The sequence below is a fragment of the Mesorhizobium sp. 01N446 genome (assembly GCF_056399285.1).
This window is the reverse complement of sequence record NZ_JBFTRA010000001.1, coordinates 907,403-925,624: the sequence shown is the minus strand read 5'-3', so window position 1 is coordinate 925,624 and position 18,222 is coordinate 907,403. Positions and strand designations below refer to the sequence as shown.

15 protein-coding genes are annotated in these 18,222 nt (G+C 64.1%); 9 read left to right on the top strand and 6 right to left on the bottom strand.

All coding sequences use genetic code 11. The features are described from left to right. Positions 1–42 precede the first annotated feature (42 nt). The 7 genes from AC1DPX_RS04270 to AC1DPX_RS04240 all read left to right on the top strand — a co-directional run bounded on the left by AC1DPX_RS04270 (position 43) and on the right by AC1DPX_RS04240 (position 7,975). The gene (locus AC1DPX_RS04270) at positions 43–291 is read left to right on the top strand and encodes a DUF1127 domain-containing protein (RefSeq protein WP_477234807.1); all 249 of its coding nucleotides are present in this window, start codon (positions 43–45) and stop codon (positions 289–291) included. A 141-nt stretch (positions 292–432) separates the two neighbouring features. Beyond that, positions 433–804 carry a hypothetical protein gene (locus AC1DPX_RS04265; protein ID WP_477234805.1) on the top strand — a complete coding sequence of 124 codons (372 nt, stop codon included), beginning with the start codon at positions 433–435 and terminating at the stop codon, positions 802–804. Between the two features lie 109 nt (positions 805–913). Beyond that, positions 914–1,540: a CDGSH iron-sulfur domain-containing protein gene (locus AC1DPX_RS04260; RefSeq protein ID WP_477234803.1), complete on the top strand. Its 627-nt coding sequence runs from the start codon at positions 914–916 to the stop codon at positions 1,538–1,540. A gap of 312 nt (positions 1,541–1,852) precedes the next feature. After that, positions 1,853–3,889: a hydantoinase/oxoprolinase N-terminal domain-containing protein gene (locus AC1DPX_RS04255; RefSeq protein ID WP_477234801.1), complete on the top strand. Its 2,037-nt coding sequence runs from the start codon at positions 1,853–1,855 to the stop codon at positions 3,887–3,889. A 268-nt stretch (positions 3,890–4,157) separates the two neighbouring features. Next, on the top strand, positions 4,158–6,326 hold the full coding sequence (locus tag AC1DPX_RS04250) for a malate synthase G (protein WP_477234800.1): 2,169 nt from the start codon (positions 4,158–4,160) through the stop codon (positions 6,324–6,326). Positions 6,327–6,767: 441 nt separating this feature from the next. Then, positions 6,768–7,358 (top strand): DUF308 domain-containing protein, encoded by a 591-nt coding sequence (locus AC1DPX_RS04245; RefSeq protein WP_477234798.1) that lies wholly within the window; start codon positions 6,768–6,770, stop codon positions 7,356–7,358. Positions 7,359–7,387: 29 nt separating this feature from the next. Continuing rightward, entirely contained in the window at positions 7,388–7,975 is a 588-nt protein-coding gene (locus AC1DPX_RS04240) for a TetR/AcrR family transcriptional regulator (protein ID WP_477234796.1), read from the top strand. Between the two features lie 61 nt (positions 7,976–8,036). Here the strand turns inward: AC1DPX_RS04240 and AC1DPX_RS04235 are convergent, their stop codons facing one another. The 6 genes from AC1DPX_RS04235 to gshB all read right to left on the bottom strand — a co-directional run bounded on the left by AC1DPX_RS04235 (position 8,037) and on the right by gshB (position 16,346). Beyond that, on the bottom strand, positions 8,037–9,569 hold the full coding sequence (locus AC1DPX_RS04235) for a YifB family Mg chelatase-like AAA ATPase (RefSeq protein WP_477234794.1): 1,533 nt from the start codon (positions 9,567–9,569) through the stop codon (positions 8,037–8,039). Between the two features lie 222 nt (positions 9,570–9,791). Then, positions 9,792–11,045 carry a cupin domain-containing protein gene (locus tag AC1DPX_RS04230; protein ID WP_477234792.1) on the bottom strand — a complete coding sequence of 418 codons (1,254 nt, stop codon included), beginning with the start codon at positions 11,043–11,045 and terminating at the stop codon, positions 9,792–9,794. Continuing rightward, entirely contained in the window at positions 11,038–13,059 is a 2,022-nt protein-coding gene (locus tag AC1DPX_RS04225) for a RiPP maturation radical SAM C-methyltransferase (RefSeq protein WP_477234790.1), read from the bottom strand. The genes AC1DPX_RS04230 and AC1DPX_RS04225 overlap by 8 nt, the downstream gene beginning before the upstream one ends. Positions 13,060–13,090: 31 nt before the next feature. Beyond that, positions 13,091–14,563 (bottom strand): DUF6895 family protein, encoded by a 1,473-nt coding sequence (locus tag AC1DPX_RS04220; RefSeq protein WP_477234788.1) that lies wholly within the window; start codon positions 14,561–14,563, stop codon positions 13,091–13,093. 175 nt (positions 14,564–14,738) lie between these two features. Then, positions 14,739–15,005 carry a hypothetical protein gene (locus AC1DPX_RS04215; protein ID WP_202356959.1) on the bottom strand — a complete coding sequence of 89 codons (267 nt, stop codon included), beginning with the start codon at positions 15,003–15,005 and terminating at the stop codon, positions 14,739–14,741. A 399-nt stretch (positions 15,006–15,404) separates the two neighbouring features. Beyond that, complete coding sequence (gshB, locus tag AC1DPX_RS04210) at positions 15,405–16,346, bottom strand: glutathione synthase (protein ID WP_477234786.1); 942 nt, start codon at positions 16,344–16,346, stop codon at positions 15,405–15,407. A 222-nt stretch (positions 16,347–16,568) separates the two neighbouring features. Here gshB and AC1DPX_RS04205 point away from each other — a divergent pair, with 222 nt between their 5' ends. Both AC1DPX_RS04205 and AC1DPX_RS04200 read left to right on the top strand, forming a co-directional pair. After that, complete coding sequence (locus AC1DPX_RS04205; protein WP_477234784.1) at positions 16,569–17,813, top strand: glycosyltransferase family 2 protein; 1,245 nt, start codon at positions 16,569–16,571, stop codon at positions 17,811–17,813. After that, positions 17,810–18,217, top strand: coding sequence for a GtrA family protein (locus AC1DPX_RS04200; RefSeq protein WP_477234782.1), 408 nt, complete (start codon positions 17,810–17,812; stop codon positions 18,215–18,217). The genes AC1DPX_RS04205 and AC1DPX_RS04200 overlap by 4 nt, the downstream gene beginning before the upstream one ends. Positions 18,218–18,222: the final 5 nt, after the last annotated feature.

Below are 18,222 nucleotides of genomic sequence, written 5' to 3'. Positions count from 1 at the left end.
CCATTCTCAAACCCATGGGCGCCAAACCACATGGAGGTTGCCATGACCAATATTCTTGCATCGGCCCCGCATCAGACAGTGCGGCTGGGAACGTGCGCGGGGCAGGCATCGCGCCGGCGCTATAGCCTCGCGAGCCTGCAAAACGCCATCGCCACATGGCGTCGGCAGACACGCTTTCGCTGGGATCTCAAGCGGATGTTGGAAGTCAATCCGCATCTGATCGACGATATCGGCCTGACCAGACGTGAGGTCGATGAAGAGATCGCCAAGCTGCCTTTCTGGCAACGATAGACGACGAGTGCAATGACACCGGTTGGCCGGTCTGCGCGTGCGATTATATCAGGGATTGTCGTCATCCCTCTTTAGCGCCGGCCCCCGTCATGGCATGATCCCCGATCGGCCGTGGGGGCCGATTCTTCATCGGGGGTTTCCATGTCTTTCATACCAGCGCGCCGGCTTACCGCCGCGTTTTCGTTCGCCGTCCTGTTTGCATCATCAGCCCATGCCGGCGACGTCACCTWTTCCGTCAAGAACAGCCATCCCAACGCCATGCGCCTTGAGCTCTACAGCCAGGACCGCGACTATGTCTGGCCGGGCAACGGCAAGGACTTCTACCTCGACGATGGCGAAACCAAGTCGCTGCCGATCTCCTGCAACGAAGGCGAATCGATCTGCTACGGCGCCTGGGTCGATGGCGACGAGGGCACTTATTGGGGCGTCGGCCCCGGCAACAAGGAAAAATGCGAGGATTGCTGCTACACCTGCAGCGGCGGCGAGACCGAGGAGATCAATCTCGTCCCCTGACCGGTTTGCCAGCTTGACGGTCTCCCCCATGGGAGCGATAGCCTGTGCCGATACCCAAAGCGCGCCGCGTCTGTAGCCGCGACGCGCTCCAGGCAAGAGGAGCACGGCAATGGCAGGCCCGGTCGAGGGTGAGAAGATCGACGTCGGCTTTGCCGGCAAGCGCTGCATCCATTCGCGCAATTGCGTGCTCGGCGACCCGCATGTCTTCGTGCCCAACGCGCCGGGACAATGGATCCATCCCGACGCGGCCAGCGTCGAAAAGATCGTCGCCATCGCCGAAAGCTGCCCATCCGGCGCCATCACCTATGTCAGGAAGGATGGCGGGCCGCAGGAACAGCCGCCGGTGGTCAACACCGCGCGGTTGCGCGAAAACGGCCCGCTCGCCGTGCACGCCGAGATCGTGCTCGACGGCGAAACCTTCTATCGCGCCACGCTCTGCCGCTGCGGCGCGTCGGAAAACAAGCCGTTCTGCGACGGCAGCCACGGCAAATCAGGCTTCACCGCCACCGGCGAACCGGCGCTGAAGGATGCGCCGGCGCTCGACGCGAGGAATGGCCCGCTGAAAGTGACGCCGACCACCAACGGCCCGCTCAAGCTCGAAGGCAATGTCGAGATCGTCACCGGCACCGGCCACACGATCGACCGCACCCAACGCACCTTCCTCTGCCGCTGCGGCCACTCTGCCAACAAGCCGTTTTGTGACGGATCGCATAAGCGGGTGGGGTTTGTGGGGTAGCCAATCGGAGAAGTTGGTGCGAGGCGCCCCTCTCTGCCCTGCCGGGCATCTCCCCCTCAAGGGGGGAGATCAGATGCATCCTAGGGTTTCGCCAATCGCCAACACCGCAGGACGGGCGCCGGCGTCCATACAGCCAATCTCCCCCTTAAGGGGGAGATGTCCGGCAGGACAGAGAGGGGGGCCTCGCGCCGGCATCTCGATAAAACCCTCCATCGCACCACCCTCTCCTTCGGTGGCCCAGCGCTCGCGGCTTTATCGGCCCGCCCGTATCGGCTAATGGGCTGGGGCAGATAAATCGGACCCCCATCAGCCATGACCGCCAAGCCAAAACCCCTCTTCCTCGGCATCGACACCGGCGGCACCTATACTGACGCCGTGCTGTGGTCGGAAACCGAGGGCCCGCAGCAGGGGCCGAACAAGGGCAAGGTGCTGGCCAAGGCCAAGGCGCTGACCACGAGGCATGATCTTGCCGTCGGCATTTCCGGCGCGGTCGACGCGGTGCTCGAAAAGTCCGGCACCGATCCGGCCGCGATCAAGCTGGTCTCCATGTCGACGACGCTTGCCACCAATGCGCTGGTCGAAGGCCAGGGCGGCCGCGTCGCGCTCGTCATGATCGGCTTTTCCGAAGCGGATCTCGCTCGCGACGGGCTGAAGACCGCACTCGGCACCGATCCGGTGGTGTTTTGCCCGGGCGGCCATGATGTCCACGGCAATGCCGCCAAGCTCGATCTGTCCGGGCTGGAAGAGGCCCTGCCGGAACTCGGCGCCTCGGTGTCCGGCTTTGCCGTCTGCGCCTATTTCGCCACCCGCAATCCGGCGCATGAGGTCGCCACCCGCGAGTTGATCCGCGAGAAGACCGGCCTGCCGGTCACCGCGAGCCACGAACTGTCGGCCAAGCTCGGCGGCCCGCGCCGGGCGCTGACCACACTGCTCAACGCCAGGCTGATCTCGATGATCGACCGGCTGGTGGCCGCGACCGAAGGGTTTCTGCAAGCCCGCAACATCGCCGCCCCGCTGATGGTGGTGCGCGGCGACGGCGCGCTGGTCTCGGCGGCGTTCGCCCGCCAGCGGCCGATCGAGACCATTTTGTCCGGCCCGGCCGCCAGCCTCGTCGGCGCCCGTCACATGACCGGGCTCGACAATGCCGTGGTCTCCGACATTGGCGGCACCACCACCGACGTCGCGGTGCTCGACCAGGGCCGGCCGCGGCTTGATCCCGAGGGCGCCACCGTCGGCGGTTTCCGCACCATGGTCGAGGCGGTCGCCATGCGCACTTTCGGCCTTGGCGGCGATTCCGAAGTGGCGCTGGAGGACGGCGCGCTCAATCCGAAAATCCTGCTCGGGCCGCGCCGCCTGGTGCCGTTGGCGCTGGCCGGCATGGCGCATGGCGACGCCGTCCGATCGGAACTCGAACGCCAGCTGCGTTCGCCCAATCCCGGCCGCATGGACGGCCGTTTCGCGGTGCGCACCGGCGTGCCGGACAGGCTCGCCGCGGGGCTCACCGCTCCGGAAGCGCGGCTCTACGAGGCGATCGGCGCGACCCCGCTTGCCCTCGACAGGCTGCTGTCGTCGAACGCCCAGAACGCCACTCTGAACCGGCTGGTCTCGCGCGGCCTGGTGCATATCTGCGGCTTCACCCCGTCGGACGCCGCACATGTACTGGGCAAGCAGGCCAACTGGGATGCCGCCACCGCCCGCCTCGGCGCCGAACTGTTCGCCCGCAGGCGCGATGGCCGCGGCCAGCCGATCGCCGCGTCGCCGGAAGTGATCTCGGAGCGCGTGCTGGTGACGCTGACACGCTGGTCGGCCGAATACATCCTGGAAACCGCCTTCGCCGAGGACGGGCTCGACGGCGCCGCGACCGTGGCACATGCGCTGGTGCAGCGCGCCGTCGACGCCCATCCAGGGATCGCCCGCCTCAGCGTTGCGCTCGACCGCCCGGTCATAGGCCTCGGCGCTTCCGCGCCGCTGCACTATGCCGGCCTGGCGCCGCTGGTTGGCAACGACTGCGTGGTGCCCGAAGACACCGATGTCGCCAACGCGCTCGGCGCCGTCGTCGGTCAGGTCAGGGTTTCGGCCGAAGCGCGGGTCAGCCAGCCCAAGGAAGGGCTGTTCCGTCTCGCATCCGGAGAAACAGTGCGCGATTTCCTCGACGAGGCGGCGGCGATCGCGGCCGCCGAGGCCGATGTGCGGGCGATCGTCGCCGAGCGCGCCCGGGATGCCGGCACCGACAGCGCCGAGATCGACGTCGCGACCGAGTTCAAGGTCTCCACGGTCGAAGCCCAGCGCATGTTCATCGAGGCGCATGTCGTGGCGGTGGCCTCGGGACGGCCGCGAATCGCGGTGTAGCGGCTGATCTCCCCCCTTGAGGGGGAGATGTCGCCGAAGGCGACAGAGGGGGGTTGGTTCGACGGGACGCGACCTTCCCTTTGAACAGAAGAGGCTGGCGCCTTATGTCCGGCGACCCCCTCTGGCCTGCCGGCCATCTCCCCCTCGAGGGGGGAGATTGGCAGCGTCGCCAACTTGCCAAAATGCCCCACCTTCACCCTAAGCTGAATTGACCCTGCAACCTCAACATGCCAAACGCCCCGCAAAGCCTTTCATCTGGAGTAGCCTGATGACCGATCGCATCGAGATCGCCGGATTGCGGATTGCCCGCGCGCTGCATGAGTTCGTGGCTGGAGAGGCCTTGCCCGGTACCGGCATCGCCTCCGATGCGTTCTGGGCCGGCTTCTCCGCCATCGTCCACGACCTCGCTCCGAAGAACCGGGCGCTGCTCGCAAAACGCGACGCCATGCAGGAGAAGCTCGACGGCTGGTATCGCGACAATGGCGCGCCCGTCGACATGGAGGCCTACAAGGACTTCCTCAGGGAGATCGGCTATCTCATCCCTGAAGGGCCGGCCTTCAGCGTGTCGACCGACAACGTCGATCCGGAAATCGCCGTCGTCGCCGGGCCGCAGCTGGTCGTCCCGGTGATGAATGCACGCTATGCGCTCAACGCCGCCAATGCGCGCTGGGGTTCGCTCTACGACGCGCTCTACGGCACCGATGCCATTCCCGAGTCCGGCGGCGCCGAAAAGGGCAAGGGTTTCAATCCGGCGCGCGGCGCCAAGGTCATCGCCTGGGCCAAGGATTTCCTCGACCAGTCGGTGCCGCTCACCTCCGGCAAATGGGCTGGGGTCAACGGCCTGTCGGTGGCGCATGGCGCGCTGAAGCTTGGCGCCGGCGCCGGCGGCACCACGCTGGCCGACCCCAGGCAGTTCGTCGGCTATCGCGGCGATGCCGCCAACCCCGATGCCGTGCTTTTGGTGAAAAACGGCCTGCATATCGAGATCGTCATCGACCGCGCCAACCAGATCGGCCGCACCGATCCGGCGGGGATTGCCGACGTCATCCTGGAATCGGCGCTGACCACCATCCAGGACTGCGAGGATTCGGTCGCGGCGGTGGATGCCGAGGACAAGGTCGTCATCTACCGCAACTGGCTCGGCCTGATGAAGGGCGATCTGGCCGAAGAGATCGTCAAGGGCGGCAAGAGCTTCGTCCGCAAGCTCAATCCCGACCGCGTCTACACCGCGCCCGCCGGCGGCACGCTCACCTTGCCCGGCCGCTCGCTGATGCTGGTCAGGAATGTCGGCCACCTGATGACCAATCCGGCGATCCTGGACCGCGACGGCAACGAGGTGCCGGAAGGCATCATGGACGCCGCGCTGACGGCGCTGATTGCGCTGCACGATGTCGGTGCGAAGGGCCGACGCGCCAATTCCCGCGCCGGCTCGATGTATGTCGTGAAGCCCAAGATGCACGGGCCGGAGGAAGTCGCTTTCGCCGTCGAGATTTTCGACCGCGTCGAGGCGCTGCTCGGCATGGCCAAAAACACCATCAAGATGGGCATCATGGACGAGGAGCGGCGCACCACCGTCAACCTCAAGGAAGCGATCCGCGCCGCGAAGGAGCGCGTCGTGTTCATCAACACCGGCTTCCTCGACCGCACCGGCGACGAGATCCACACCTCGATGGAAGCCGGGCCGATGATCCGCAAGGGCGACATGAAGCAGGCCGCCTGGATTTCCGCCTACGAGGCCTGGAATGTCGACACCGGGCTCGAATGCGGGCTGGCCGGCCACGCCCAGATCGGCAAGGGCATGTGGGCGATGCCGGATCTGATGGCGGCGATGCTGGAACAGAAGATCGCCCATCCCAAGGCCGGCGCCAACACCGCCTGGGTGCCGTCGCCGACAGCGGCGACGCTGCATGCCACGCACTATCACAAGGTCGATGTGCATGCCGTGCAGGCGGCGCTGAAGAGCCGGCCGAAGGCCAAGCTCGACGACATCCTCTCGGTGCCGGTGGCCGTGCGGCCGAACTGGACGCCGGACGAAATCCAGCGCGAACTCGACAACAACGCGCAAGGGATACTGGGCTATGTCGTGCGCTGGATCGACCAGGGCGTCGGCTGCTCCAAGGTGCCCGACATCAACGATGTCGGCCTGATGGAAGACCGCGCCACGCTGCGCATCTCCTCGCAGCACATCGCCAACTGGCTGCGCCACAAGGTCTGCTCGGAAATCCAGGTGCGCGATTCCCTGCAGCGCATGGCGGCCATCGTCGACCGCCAGAATGTCGGCGATCCGCTCTACCGGCCGATGGCGCCGGATTTCGACAATTCCATCGCCTTCCAGGCCGCCTGCGACCTGGTGTTCAAGGGCACCAGCCAGCCCAACGGCTATACGGAGCCGGTGCTGCACGCGCGGAGGCAGGAACTGAAGGCGCAGCAGGGCTAAGCGGATTTGCGTTGAAATGACCTGATGCAGCGGGTCGATTGGGTATCGTCGATCCGCGCTGCCCCTCATTACCCCGCCGGGCGTTCGTCGCTCGAAAAGCCAAGCAATTGACTTTCGTCCGCCTCGCGGACCGCCTCTCAACTCCCCGTATAGTGACGGGGAGAAAGACGCTGCTATCGCCGATTTCGCCAATCACCCACGTCGCAGGAAGAGCGCCGAGGGCGCAGTAGCTCCCTTCTCCCCGTCACTATACAGGGAGAAGGTGCCGGCAGGCGGATGAGGGGCGGCGCTGCGATTGGTTAGACAGCGAACCGGCGTCACGAGATCAAGCCACCGATCACATAAATGCGATGTCGATTGACTGGCGAACCGGTTCTTGGCGCCTTGACGATCAGATGTCTACCTACTAGTTGGTAGACAATCGAAACGAGAGATCCCATCATGCCTGGACAAATGAATGACCAGAGCCGCGCCGCATCATCAAACGCATGGCTCAGAAGCTACTATTATCTGCGGTTTGCCGTATCGGCGGCCTGGGTTGCGGCGGCTTTCACCGTCGCGAAGAGCAGCCCGCCGCTCGCTGCCGCTATGCTGGTTGCCTACCCCGCATGGGACGCGCTCGCGAACTACATCGACGCCAAGCGTAGCGGCGGGCTCGGTCGCAACAAATCGCAGCTGCTCAACTTCGCCGTCAGCATCATCACCGCGATTGCGGTCGCCATCGCGCTTGGTCACAGCATGAACGGGGTGCTCTCGGTCTATGGCGTCTGGGCCGCTTTTTCCGGCATCTTGCAACTCTTGACCGCAGTGCGCCGCTGGAAAACCAACGGCGCGCAATGGGCGATGATACTGAGCGGCGCCCAATCCGCGCTGGCAGGTGTCTTCTTCATCAAGATGGCCGGCGGCACGGAGATCATTGGCATCACCAATGTTGCGCCCTATGCCGCGTTCGGCGCCTTCTACTTCCTCGTGTCCGCTCTATGGCTGTCGGTCAGCGACGTCCTTCGCAAGTCGCCGCGGGTCGCAAGTTAAAGTCCCCTTGCGGAAAGGCAGGTACGTTTATGAGCAAGCCTTCAAACACTGCCGATGAGATCCTAGCCGCAGCGCGAACCTTCATCATCGCCGGCGGATACAATGGCTTCAGCTACGCCGATATCGCCGAAGTGATCGGCATCCGCAAAGCCAGCATCCATCACCATTTCCCCAGCAAGGTCGACCTCGTGCAGACCTTGCTCAAACGTTACCTCGAGGAGGCCGTCACGGGTCTGGGAGGGCTTGAGCGCGACGTCCCCGAGTCGCCTGAGTTGCTGCGAACCTATGCCGGCATCTGGGCCCGGTGCATCGAGGATGCGAGCATGCCGTTCTGCGTCTGCGCGCTGCTTGCCAGCGAGCTGCCGGCCCTTCCGGCGGAGGTTGCCGTGGAAGTGCGGGCGTATTTTCAGTTCCTCTCGGGATGGCTGACCGGCGTCATCGAACGCGGCGCCGAAAAAGGCACGCTGACAATTTCCGCTTCGCCTCGCGTCGAGGCCGAGGCCTTCATGGCAACCGTGCATGGCGCAATGCTTTCCGCGCGCGCTTATGGCGATGTCTTGACCTTCGGCATGATCCTGACGCCGACGCTTCAGAAGTTGATCCCCGCGACCGTTTGATCCGGGCAAAAGAGGATCGGCGCGGAGAAACGGACCGGGCGAAGCTGCCAATGCCCTTCGACTACGCCGCCTGCGCCACGCACTCCGAACTCATGCGATAGGAGATCGCCTCGGCCAGATGGATGCGTCCGACGGTTTCGCTGGCGTCGAGATCGGCCAGAGTGCGCGCCACTTTCAGCACGCGATGGTAGGCCCGCGCCGAGAAGGCGAGCTTCTCGCTGGCGTCCTTGAGCAGCGACAGGCCAGCGGTATCGGGCATGGCGATGTCTTCGATCACGGAAGGCGCGCAATGGGCGTTGGTGGTGGCGCTGGTCACGCCGAGCCGCTCGAAACGCTCGCGCTGCAAGGTGCGGGCACGTGCCACGCGCAGCGCCACATCAGCACTCTTCTCCGCCCGGTCCGGCCTTATCAGGTCGCTGGCCGAGACCGCCGGCACTTCGATCCGCAGGTCAATGCGGTCGAGCAGCGGACCGGAAATGCGCGCTTGATAGTCGGTGCGGCAGCGTTCGCCGCGCAGGCAGCGATAGCCTGGTTCGCCGGCCATGCCGCAGCGGCACGGATTCATCGCCGCCACCAGCTGGATCCGCGCCGGATAGGTGACGCGGTGGTTGGCACGCGCGATCATGCAGTCGCCGGTTTCCAGCGGCTGGCGCAGTGCATCCAGCGTCTGCGGCGTGAATTCGGGGAATTCGTCGAGGAACAGCACGCCGTGATGCGCCAGCGACACCTCGCCCGGCCGCGCGCGCAACCCGCCGCCGACCATCGCCGCCATCGAGGCCGAATGGTGCGGGGCGCGGAAGGGGCGCCGGTCGGTCAGCTTGCCTTCGCCGAGCTCGCCCGCCACCGAGGCGATCATCGAGACCTCGAGCAATTCCTTCGGCGCCAGCGGCGGCAGGATCGACGGCAGCCGCTGCGCCAGCATCGATTTGCCGGAGCCTGGCGGACCGACCATCAGCAGATTGTGGCCACCGGCCGCCGCCACTTCCAGCGCCCGCTTGGCGGTCTCCTGGCCCTTGATGTCGGCAAGGTCGGGCAGGTCGCGCGCCGCGGCATGGATGCCGGCTTCGGGGCGCGACAACACCTGCGTGCCACGGAAATGATTGGCGATGGCGATCAGGCTGCGCGGCGCCAGAATGTCGAAGTCCTTGCCGGCCCAGGCCGCCTCCGGCCCGCAGGCGAACGGGCAGATCAGGCCCTTGCCCTCGGCATTGGCGCCGATCGCCGCCGGCAAGGCGCCGGCGACGGCCGCGATCGTGCCGTCGAGCGAGAGTTCGCCAAGCACGACATAGCCGGCCAGCATGTCGCCCGGAATGGCGCCAAGCGCGGCCATCAGGCCCAGCGCGATCGGCAGATCGTAGTGGCTGCCTTCCTTGGGCAGGTCGGCGGGCGCGAGATTGACCGTCACCTTCTTCGACGGCATCGACAGGCCGGACGCATGCAGCGCCGCCTGCACCCGCTCGCGGCTTTCGGCCACCGCCTTGTCGGGCAGGCCGACGATCTGCATGCCGACCTTGCCCGGCGCGATCATCACCTGCACGTCGACCGGCACGGCCTCGATGCCCTGGAAAGCGACCGTGCGAACCCGCGCCACCATTTCCCCACCCCAAATAAGGGCCGCAACCCCTGCGATTGGCCCGGAACGTGGGCCCCAGTGGAAGACAATCACAGATTGCCGGTCAAATCAAGAACATTACAGGAACAGGCAAACGCAGGGGTTGCGGCGGGATTGAGCCCGGTTGCAAAAGCGGAACATGGTTAATACAAACTGAAAACGGCTTGCTCCACCGTCTCTGTCGGCGCCGCGAAGGGGCGCACGTCACGCACGGTTGGCGGCCTGACGGCTCCGCCGGGAGGGCGTCACCCTTCCATTCGCCGCCTCTGCCGCACCAAGGCGAACGATCGTCAGCAGTCCCTCGCGAACGAGGCGCTGGGCGAGCACCACCTTGTCGGTGTCTGCCAGACAATCCGGCAGGTCGCGGACCGCGAATTTCGGGGTAGCGGCGATGAACTGAAGTGCGGGCTGTATGGCCGCAGGCCCCGAGACCACATTTCCGGGATAGTGGATCGCCGCGGAGCCTCCGCTCGAGGTCACCTTGCACATCATCCCCGCGCGCTGGGCGACAAGGCTGTTCAGGTTCAGCTGCGGCAGTTGCTCCAGCGTGGTGAAATGACCGTCCGGTTGAGGCTGGCCATTGGTCAGAAGCCGCTGCCCCACCCGCCAGATCGAGCTCTCGCAATCGGCCATTTCCGCAAAAACCGACAGAAGAGCCTTGAACGGTTCGCGAAAGTCCCCCGCATCACGATCCAGGAATCCCGGCGGCAGCGCCTGCCGGAAGCGGCTGTCTTTCCGCGTCGCCATCGTCAGCGCTTCCGAAAGCACATCCGCCCAACGAAAGACATGGACACCGATCGTCAGGTGCAGCGAGGCTTCGCCGAGCGTCTGCGCCTCGTGCGCCAGGCCGCGGGGCAGGTAGAGCAGATCGCCTGCGACAAGATCGATGGGGTCCCGTGGTTCTCCTGCTTCGCCTGGCGAGAGGGCCGAGGGAGTATCCGCGAGAGGAAGGACAACGGGCGTACCGTAGATCCGCCATCTCTTGGAGCCTGCCAGCTGCAGCACGAATACATCGTGCGTATCGAAATGCACCGGAAATGCCTGTGCTCCGGGTGGCGTCATGTAGAGATTGGCTGCCACCGGGTAGTGCAGCTTGCTCTCCAGTTCCTTGCAGAGGGCCGAGACCTGCTTCCAGCGCAGATCGAGACGGTCGACGCTCAGCGAATAGCCCTCGTCATGGTAAGACCGATAGATCATGTACATGTTCGGCACGCCATCACCCGTTAGTGGCAGTGCCTTCGAAATGACGCGCCCATCGCGCCACTGGACGAGACGTGCATTGCCTCCGGCCGTGAAGGCCAGAAGCGCGTCGATGTCGGACATCCCAAACAGGGACGCGTAATAGTCTGTATCCCGGCCCGCGACGCGCAACGCATCGGTTTCCCAGTGACCGTCGTAGAAGGATTGCGTGCGAAACGGGGCAAGCAGCCGCGGCAGGTCCCAGGAGCCGTTACGCATGGACAGGTTCCTTCGAGGCGTTCCGCTCCAGGTGGTGAATCAGGCGGCGTCCGAACACATCGGGGAGTTCATCGAACAGCTTGCGCACGGACTTTGCGACGTCGGCAGGCGGTTCGTTGCCCGCGGCGAGGCAATCCGCCAGCATTTCGATGCGCGGGCTTCCGTCGACGGCGAGCGCCAAATACCGATCATCGAGATAGATCACGATGCGCAGGCCGACGAGCTTCTCGACAATACGGTGGAGGGAAGCTTCGGATGCGGCTCGACCGGCTGCGGTCAGCGAGCGGGCGATCGCGGCGAGCGACGCGCCATCCTCGCAAAGATGATAGACCTCGCGATCGAGGCCGGCCAGCACGATCCGCTTCTCGACCGACACGGGCCGACGGTCGGCGATGATGATCTTCTTGCCGTCGTCGAGATAGACCAGCGCGTCGTGGGCATTCAACGCCTTCCAGCGACCGACCGCGTCTCGCAAATCGCTTAGGTAGATTTCGGGCATCTCGCCATCGCGATAGTCGAAGTCGAAAAAGTAGACCAGATTGGTGAGCTCGTTCTGTGCAAACGGATAGATGTAGCGGTAGGCCGCCATCGGGCGGACGCTGCCGACGCCCATTTCCGTCGCGTGCTCGAAGAGCGGGCTGAAGCGGTCGAGCCGAACACAGCCGACATAGATCGGCGGCGTCAGATGGACGATGAGTTCCGTCAGGTCGGCCTGACGACGGTATTCGTCCGGATCTTCGCCGGGAAACCCGCCAAGGATGTTCCAGCTGGGATGCACGAGATACTCCGCGCACAGGCGCAGGAGCCGGATGTTCTGGTAGGCGTGCACGCCCTTGCGCATGAGATTGAGGGTGGCGGTGCTCAGGCTCTCGATGCCAGGCTGGATCTGTGTCACGCCGGATTGCCTCAGCAAGCGAACGTGCGACCGGTTGAGGTTGGCCTTGGTCTCGTAGAACAGCGTCACGCCGAGATCGCTTTTCGCCAGCCTCGGCAGCACGGACTGGAAATATCGCATGTCGATGATGTTATCGACGGATGCGAAATTGCGAATCCCGTAGTGGCCAACCAGATCCGTCAGTTCCCCGAGAAACCGATCCGCGGATTTCGTCCTGAAGGCCATGGTGCCGCCGTTGAGGCCGCAGAAAGTGCAGTGCGCGGTCTCGCCCCACCAGCATCCGCGGGAGGACTCGATTGGAACGGTCAAATCATCCGCCGCTCCGGCCAGCTTGAGACGCGTGTCGAAAAAATCGCGGTAGTCGGGGACGGGCAGCCAGTCCATGTCCTGGACCGGATTGGCAAGCGCCGGCGGAACCAGCGTTTCACCGTCCACGCGGCGGATGATGCCGTTGATGGTGGGGGGTACTTCGCCGGCCGCGAGGCTGGCCGCGAACGTTACGAAGCTCTTGTCGCCTTCGCCTGAGCAGACGATGTCGATGAAGGGAAAAAGACGGTGCATGGCCACACCCATCTTGCCTTCGCAGTTCGCGCCTCCGAGCGCGGTGAGCACGCCGGGGTGTCGGCTCTTGACCAGCCGGGCGAGGCTGAGCGACGGCGTGTTCTGTTGGAAGGTCGATGTGAAGCCGACGATGTCGTACCGCCCCCAATCGAAGGCGTTCAGGCATTCGTCCAGGAAATCGGCGGCCTGTCGGCGAAGGCGTGTCAGGCCGGCGACCATTTCCAGGTCCTCGGTCTGATCGGCCATGAACGCTGCACTTCGGCCGAAGGGCTCGGCCATCGCCGGTCGCAAAACCTCATTGTAGTAGGTCGCGACGTCGGGCAGGCCGGGACCGCACAGAGCCTCGGCGAAAAGCCATTCGCCAAGTTGCGGGGCGCCATTGAACCGGTCGATGTGGCCGTAGTTTTCGACGCCGATATGCCTGGCGAAATCCAGGTTGAGATAGGCGATGTCGCAGGCGATGCCGACACGGGCCAGCCCCGCCTTCAGAAGGCTGATACCGATCGACGGACGGTTGATGTCGGCAAACGGCATTTGAACAAGCAGGACGCGGAACATGGACCTTCCTTTCGGGTAAGCCGAAGGCTTGTCACGCCATGGCAAAACGTCGGGCGCATGCTTCAAGACAGCTCGAAGCCACCTCCGTGGTCTGTGCGGCGACGGCCAGTTCACGCAGCTCCGGGTTGAGAAACTGGACGCCGATACAGCCGTCCTGAAGTTGCTGGCGTGCGAGGAACAACGCGCCCTCGATCAGGGTCGGAGATGGTGGCAGCGGCATCGCCAGCATGGTTTCGATCGCGATGATCAGCTTCGGCAGGTCATAGCGGCGGGCGGCATGGATAATCGCGGCATCGCCCAGGACCTGCGCCAGGAGGGCGGGCTCGAACGAATGCGCCTGCAGGACTTTGCGCCATTGGCGATGCTCCTGCAGCATATTGTCAAGCAGGTCCGAGACGCGCGTGAGCGCTGTCGCGGGGTCTATCGTGCGCCCGGCTATCGCCTCGGCGTCCTGGCCCTCGACCGGCACGCGGGCGAACATCCGTCCCCGCTGCGCGGCATCGGCGCACGCCGCTGCCGCTCCGTTCATCGACACTCGTGGTGCCGTCCAATCGCCGGAGACGCCCGTTGCCTCCGGGGTCAACAGGATCGCACTGAGCAGTCCCGCCACATAGACGGTGTGGTAGACATGACGGAAGGCGTAAGCGGCGGCCTCGTCACCTTGCAGAGCGGCGAACTGGGCCGGATCGAAACTCGGGCTTGGCAGGAACCCGAGTTCTTCAACGACCCCGTTATAAAGATCCCAGGCCAGCCAGACATACGGCGACCACGGCTGCCGCAACAGCGTCGTCGCAATGATGAACTCTATCAGGAGATCGAGGTCGTCATTGACGAGAACCCAGGCAACCGCGGCGTCGATGCGTCCACGCGCCAGGGACACGTCCACGCAGCATGGCGGCGGACGGGACCCGAAATCGGTCGCATACATGAGACCGTGGGTCACGCCGTAGCCTGTCGAACGGCTCATGCTGATCGGATGGACTTCCTTCATCAGAACGTTGCTTGGGAAAGCAGCCTCGAAATCCGGCCGGAACCCGAGATTGAGCAGCGATTCCACCCATTCGACCTCCATGGCGCGATAGGGTATGCGCTCGAGCGTGTCGGCCAGTCCGTCCCTGAAAATGTTTCGCAGAATAGTTTGCGTCTCGGCGTCGCCGCGTCCGCGTTGCGCGAGCACGATCTGCGTCAGGCCCAGGGGCGCGGCCATGTGTGGACAACGCAGCAGCAATTCCTTGGTCCGGTTGTCGGTGCTGCATCCTTCCAGGACGTCGACCAACTGCTCGATCAGACCAGCAATTCGCCCCGTCTGCTCGACGCGCGATGCCAAAAGGACAAGGATCGCCGTTTCGGCCAGGACCTTGTCCCGCATCTGAACGGCGTCCTCATTGGGATCATCCGGCCACAGCCTTGAATATCGGTCGAGACTCGGCAGATGCCTGAGCGAAAACTCGAGGACGTCGGCGAGACGGTTGCCAAGCAGCTCTGGATCAATTGTCGGAACCATCTCGCCGAAACCCCGTAGTCGTCCCATTCGCCCGGCCAATGCATGTCGCCCAAAAGTGACCTCGGTTTTGGGGAGACGACATGCATGAAAACAACGGCCTAAAGCGCGTCGCATGAATCCGTTTCAACGCGACGCGCTTTAGGCGTCGCTTCTGCGGCGCGAGCCGGCGGCAGGGCTACTCACTCGTCTTCTGGGCACTCGAGCCAAGCTGCTGGCGGATGCCCTGGCCAAGAGCCGACACTTCGCCGATGGACGCGACATTGCCCTTGATTACGAGGCCATATCCGTCCCAGGCAACGACCGAGGTCGCGACCTTGCCGCCTGGGTCGAGCTCGTCCAGCGCGGAGGGCTGGAGGACGGACTTCAGAGAGGTGTCGAGATTCACGATCTTTCGGTCGTGAAGTTCATTCAGAAGGTTTGCAACGTCTCTCGCTTTTGGCATGACTTTCCTCCTGGTGACTGGCTGGTTACCCGCGCTCCGAGGTGGCAAGGGTATTCACAATTCTTCAGTCGAGTGGAGTCGAATGCCATCTATCGGCGCACGGTCATTAAATCATTATCCATATTTATTAGGAGCACTATAGATATTTGAGTAATCTCTAATGAAGGTTGCAAAAAAACTAACAGGATAGAGACAAATTCACGTGATATTTGTTTGTATACATGGAAAATTTGGCTATATTTTTATGTTTCCCCCTGGCGAGAGCGGAAATCGCGATCTGGCGAACGGGAGATCGTCGCTGATCTCGGACAATCAGCGGAAAGCGCGCTGAACGACTCGATGGTCGCCAGAACTCATCTGTTGTTGGGCATCGGCCGATACGATTTCGAGGCCGAAGGCTTACGTCCGCTTCCCCTCGACAGCGTCCCAGAACAGGCTGGCAATGTCGGCGCCGCCGAAACGCTGCACTTCGCGCACGCCGGTCGGCGAGGTCACGTTGATCTCGGTCATGTAGTCGCCGATCACGTCGATGCCGACCAGGATGAAGCCGCGCTCTTTCAGCGACGGCCCGATACGGGCGCAGATCTCGCGCTCGCGCTCGGTCAGTTCGGTCTTTTCGGCGCGGCCGCCGACATGCATGTTGGAGCGCGAATCGTGCTCGGCCGGCACGCGGTTGATAGCGCCGACCGGCTCGCCGTCGATCAGGATGATGCGCTTGTCGCCCTTGCGCACGTCCTTGAGGTAACGCTGCACGATATAGGGCTCGCGGAACAGCTGGCCGAACATTTCGAGCAGCGAGGCGAGGTTGCGGTCGGCCTCGTGCAGATGGAAGATGCCGGCGCCGCCATTGCCGTAGAGCGGCTTGACGATGATGTCGCCGAACTCCTTGCGGAAGGCGGCGACTTCCAGCGGATCCTTGGTGATCAGCGTGTCCGGCATCAAATCGGCAAATTCGGTGACGAAGATCTTTTCCGGGCTGTTGCGCACCCAGGCCGGGTCGTTGACGACCAGCGTCTTGGGGTGGATGCGCTCGAGGATATGCGTGGTGGTGATGTAGTTCATGTCGAAGGGCGGATCCTGGCGCAGCAGCACCACGTCCATCTCCGACAGGTCGGTGCGCACCTTTTCGCCCAGCGAATAATGGCTGCCCTTCTCGTCGCGCACCTGCATCTCCTCGATGCGGGCAAACACCTTGCCGTCGCGCAGCGACAGCCGGTCGGGCGTGTAGTGGAACAATTGGTGGCCGCGCCGCTGCGCTTCCAGCGACAGCGCAAACGAGGTGTCACCGGCGATCGACACGGTGGAGATATGGTCCATCTGGACGGCGATTTTCAGCTTCATGGCGGGTCCCCAGCGCAGTCGACGAGAGCGATATAAGGGTCGCCGGGCCTTCTGCCAATCGCGACATCCGAAGATCGGCGACTGCAGGATGCAACCCCGCCTGCCTGATCGCGACAAGGCAAGCGGCCGCGTCATCGTTTTCTTAAGCCTTGCCGTACAAGAATGGGCCTCGAATGCCCCAACGGCAGGCGCCGGATGGGGATCCTCGATGGAACAACGACCATGAACGCGCTCACCGCCATTCGCGCCGCCGCGACCAAACAGCTTGAACTCACCATCCTGATGCCGTGCCTCAACGAGGCCGAGACGCTGGCCGTTTGCATCGGCAAGGCCAGGGCCTTCCTCGACAAAGCCGGAATCCTGGGTGAGGTGCTGATCGCGGACAATGGCAGCACCGATGGTTCGCAGGAGATCGCGGCAGAGGGTGGCGCCCGCGTCGTACCGGTGACGCAGAAGGGCTACGGCGCCGCACTTCTGGGCGGCATCGCCGCCGCCAGGGGGCGTTTCATCATCATGGGCGATGCCGACGACAGCTACGATTTCGGCGCGCTGGATGCTTTCATGGCGCGCCTGCGCGACGGCGCCGACCTGGTCATGGGCAATCGCTTCCAGGGCGGCATCGAAAGCGGCGCCATGCCGCCGCTGCATCGCTATCTCGGCAATCCGGTGCTGAGCTTCGTGGGCCGCCTGTTTTTCCGCATCAAGACCGGCGACTTCCACTGCGGCCTGCGCGGCTTCAACGCCGAGAGCATACGCAAGCTCGACCTGCAGACGACCGGCATGGAATTCGCCAGCGAAATGGTCGTGCGCAGCGCGCTTGCCGGCCTGCGCATCGAGGAAGTACCGACCACGCTCAAGCCCGACGGGCGCAGCCGGCCGCCGCATCTCAGGACCTGGCGCGACGGCTGGCGGCATCTCAAATTCCTGCTCGTCTACAACCCGCGCTGGATGTTCTTCATTCCCGGCGCGGTGCTGTGCGGCCTGGGCACGCTGTTCGCGGCCCTGCTGGTGTTTGGCCCGCTGCGGGTGATCGACAATCTTTCGCTCGACCTCAACACCTTCGTCGCCGCCTGCTTCATGATCATCACCGGCATCCAGCTCATCACCTTCGGCGCCATATCGCGATACTATGCCGAGATCACCGGCATCCTGCCGCGCAGCCGCGGGTCCGACTGGCTGACCAGGACCATCAGCACCGACCGTCTTGCCGCCAATGCCGGCATCTGCTTTGCCGGCGGCGTCTTGTTCTGCGGCTATGCGGTAATGCGCTGGGCGCATCTTGGCTTCGGCCCGCTGAACGATTCCGAAATCCCGCGCATCGTGGTGCTCGGCCTGAGCCTGGTCGTCATTTCGTTCCAGGCCTTCTTTTCGGCATTCCTGCTCGGCGTCCTGGAGATCCCGGTCAAGCGGCTGAAAGCCGGCCAGGCCAGCGGGTCAGCCGAACCCGCCGCGGCCGCCGAAAAATGAGCCGGCTTCTGGAAAAGTTCACCGCGATACGGCTTGTCCGCTTCGCGGTCGTCGGCATCGGCGCGGCGCTGCTGTTCTTCGTGCTGTCATGGGCCCTGGTGTCGGCCGGCCTGCCGCCATTTGTCGGAAGCGTCATCGCCTACATGCTGGCCTTTGTCGTGGCGTATTCGGCACAGCGTGGCTGGACGTTCGAGGGACAGCACGACCATCGCCGTACGCTGCCGCGCTATCTCGTCACGCAACTGGTCTGCGCGGTGTTTGCAGGCCTGTCCGCCCATGTCGCGGTGTCGGTATTTTCCGCCTCGCCGCTGGTCATGTCGGCCATCATCACGCTCGCCGCGGGCGCGGCGAGTTATGCGCTGTCATCGGCCTGGGTGTTTCGCGACGATCAAAGAGCCGCGTGAAGAGC

Excerpts from the sequence above, each read along its gene's own strand:
- AC1DPX_RS04270 (WP_477234807.1), top strand. The coding sequence starts at position 43 with ATGACCAATATTCTTGCATCGGCCCCGCATCAGACAGTGCGGCTGGGA.
- AC1DPX_RS04260 (WP_477234803.1), top strand. The coding sequence starts at position 914 with ATGGCAGGCCCGGTCGAGGGTGAGAAGATCGACGTCGGCTTTGCCGGC.
- AC1DPX_RS04255 (WP_477234801.1), top strand. The coding sequence starts at position 1,853 with ATGACCGCCAAGCCAAAACCCCTCTTCCTCGGCATCGACACCGGCGGC.
- AC1DPX_RS04250 (WP_477234800.1), top strand. The coding sequence starts at position 4,158 with ATGACCGATCGCATCGAGATCGCCGGATTGCGGATTGCCCGCGCGCTG.
- AC1DPX_RS04245 (WP_477234798.1), top strand. The coding sequence starts at position 6,768 with ATGCCTGGACAAATGAATGACCAGAGCCGCGCCGCATCATCAAACGCA.
- AC1DPX_RS04240 (WP_477234796.1), top strand. The coding sequence starts at position 7,388 with ATGAGCAAGCCTTCAAACACTGCCGATGAGATCCTAGCCGCAGCGCGA.
- AC1DPX_RS04235 (WP_477234794.1), bottom strand. The coding sequence starts at position 9,569 with ATGGTGGCGCGGGTTCGCACGGTCGCTTTCCAGGGCATCGAGGCCGTG.
- AC1DPX_RS04230 (WP_477234792.1), bottom strand. The coding sequence starts at position 11,045 with ATGCGTAACGGCTCCTGGGACCTGCCGCGGCTGCTTGCCCCGTTTCGC.
- AC1DPX_RS04225 (WP_477234790.1), bottom strand. The coding sequence starts at position 13,059 with ATGTTCCGCGTCCTGCTTGTTCAAATGCCGTTTGCCGACATCAACCGT.
- AC1DPX_RS04220 (WP_477234788.1), bottom strand. The coding sequence starts at position 14,563 with ATGGTTCCGACAATTGATCCAGAGCTGCTTGGCAACCGTCTCGCCGAC.
- AC1DPX_RS04215 (WP_202356959.1), bottom strand. The coding sequence starts at position 15,005 with ATGCCAAAAGCGAGAGACGTTGCAAACCTTCTGAATGAACTTCACGAC.
- gshB (WP_477234786.1), bottom strand. The coding sequence starts at position 16,346 with ATGAAGCTGAAAATCGCCGTCCAGATGGACCATATCTCCACCGTGTCG.
- AC1DPX_RS04205 (WP_477234784.1), top strand. The coding sequence starts at position 16,569 with ATGAACGCGCTCACCGCCATTCGCGCCGCCGCGACCAAACAGCTTGAA.
- AC1DPX_RS04200 (WP_477234782.1), top strand. The coding sequence starts at position 17,810 with ATGAGCCGGCTTCTGGAAAAGTTCACCGCGATACGGCTTGTCCGCTTC.